Below are 2,498 nucleotides of genomic sequence, written 5' to 3' on the forward strand. Positions count from 1 at the left end.
AGCATGTGCCAGTACGCGGTCGGCAGGTCGGCGATGGTGATGCCGCGCGCCAGCAGCTCATGGCGGAAGGTGGCGCTGTCCCACAACGTGGGGCCGCGCAGCACCACCGCCGCGCCGCAAGTCAGCGCAGGGAACAACTGCTCCACGAAACCATCGAAATTGATGGTCGAGAACTGCAGCATGCGGTCATCACGCGTCAGGCCGAAATAACCCTGCGCGACCTGACTGTGCTCGGCCAGCGTGGCGTGGGTGATGCCGATGCCTTTCGGTTTGCCGGTCGAGCCGGAGGTGTAGATGATGTACGCCAGCGCCGCGCCATGCGTCACCACGGTTGGATTGTGATCGCCATGCGCGCTCAGATCCAGCGCATCGGTCAGCAGCACCCGCAGGCCCGCCGGCGCCGGGATGCGCGCCGCGGCCGAGGTTTGCGTCAACAGCAGCCGCATGCCGCTGTCGGCGATCATCGCCCCCAGACGCTCCTGTGGATAGTCCGGGTCCAGCGGCACGTAGGCGCCGCCGGCCTTGAGGATCGCCAGCAGGCCGACGATCATCCCGGTCGAGCGCTCCAGCGCCACGCCAACCGGCATCTCCGGCCGCACGCCCAACGCGATCAGGTGATGGGCCAGACGGTTGACGCGCCGGTTCAGCTCCGCGTAGCTCAGCGTTTCGTCGCCATGCACCAGCGCCGTGGCATCGGGATGTGCGCGCACTTCGCGTTCAAACAACTGCAGCACCGTCTCCCGATCCGGATGGCGGCGGCTGTTGACGCCGAGCCGCAGCAGCTCGGCCGCTTCCTTCGGCGGCGCCAATGGCAGCGCATCGATGGGCAACGCCGGTGTGTGTTCCAGCGCCGTGGCCAGCGCGGTCAACGCGGCCACCATGTAGTCAGCCATGCGTCGCGCACCGACGCGCTCCGTCACCTGCAATACCAAACCGTAGCCAAGGCCAAGATCATCCACCGATAAAGTGTAGGGATAACTGGTGCGCTCGCCGCCGCCAAGCACCTGTACCCCTTGCAGCACCGGCTGCGCGCCCGCTTCCGCACGCGGGCTGTAACGATAATTGAACAAGGCCGAGAACAGCGGCGTACCGGCCGCCAGGCCACTGCAGCGCTGCGCCAGCGTCAAGCTGGCATGTTCGTGGTGCAGCAGTTCCGTCAACAGCGCATGCATGTCGCCCAGCGCCTCGGCAACGCCGCGTCCATGCAGGCGGGCGCGCACCGGCAGCGTGTTGATAAACATGCCCAGTGCACGCTCGATGCCGGCGCCTCCCTGCATGCGGCCGAACATCACCGTGCCAAACACCACATCATCCTTGCCGCTGGTTCTGGCCAGGACCGCGGCCCACGCCAGGTGGAAGATCGCCGCCGGGCTGACGCCCGCCTGCTGGGCCAGACGCCGCACGCTGGCGGCAAGGCCGGCCTCCAGCGGCAAGCGCAGCTCCTCCACGCCAAGACCATCGCCCTGCACGTCCAGAATGCCGAATGGCGCCGTGGGTTCCTCCACGTCCGCAAGCATCGCGCGCAAGAAGCGTTCATGTTCTTCCTCGCTGACGCCAAGGCGCGCGCGCGCGACAAAATCACGAAACGGGACCGGAACCGGCAACTCCGCCGCCCGGTCTTGCTGGATCATGGCGATTTCCTCGATCAGCAATTCCTGCGTGGTGTGATCCAGCACCAGGTTATGGCTAGGAAGCTGCAGCAGCCAGCGTTGTGACGGAATGTCATGGACGGCGACGGCGCGCAGCAATGGCGCCCGCCGCACGTCGATGCGGTAATGCGCGGGATCGACGTGCGCCTGCAAACGGGCCTGGGCATTGTCTCCCGGCGGCAGCCATTCGAGCGTCAGCGGGGCGTGACGGTGCACCAGTTGCACCGGCGCCGGCAAGCCTTCCCACAGGATGGCGGTACGCAGAATGTCGTGGCGGTCGATTACCTGGTTCACATCCGCGATAAAGCGCTGCAGCGCGGCCTCGCTGTCAAAACTAAGCAGGCAGCGCGTCACGTAGGCATCGCCCGCCGATTGCAGCAGATGGTGGAACAGGATGCCCTCCTGCAGCGGCACCAGCGGATACAGATCCTGGATGTTCGCGGCTCCGCCAGGCACCGTCTGCTCCAGCACCGAGATTTGGGCGGGCGTCAGCGATACCATCGTCAGCATGGATGGCGTGATCGCGGTGCAGTTGTCCGGAATGCCATTGGGCGGCGCCGCCACCACCGCCTGCTGGTTGCCGGAGAGGCGCTGTCGCGCTGCCATTTCACGGGCAAATGCCGCCAGTTCGGGATGCTGGAACAACAGGCGTACGTCGGCATGCAATCCCTCCTGGCGCATGCGTTCCAACAGGCGGATCGCCAGCAATGAATGGCCGCCCAGTTCAAAGAAATTGTCATGCCGGCCGATGCGCTCCTGGCCCAGCACCTCGGCCCAAACCTCGGCCAGCGCCTGCTCGGCGGCGCCTTGCGGCGCCTCGTACCGCGTGCCCGCGCTCCAGTCGGGCGG

The 2,498-nt window shown here is 66.5% G+C and carries 1 protein-coding gene; it reads right to left on the reverse strand.

Features of this window, described 5'->3' with window-relative positions; genetic code table 11:
• The coding region (locus FHW83_RS30345; RefSeq protein ID WP_176650097.1) for an AMP-binding protein at positions 1–2,498 on the reverse strand (2,498 nt) is incomplete at both ends.

Source organism: Duganella sp. SG902 (assembly GCF_013376005.1).
Classification (GTDB): Bacteria; Pseudomonadota; Gammaproteobacteria; order Burkholderiales; family Burkholderiaceae_D; genus Rugamonas.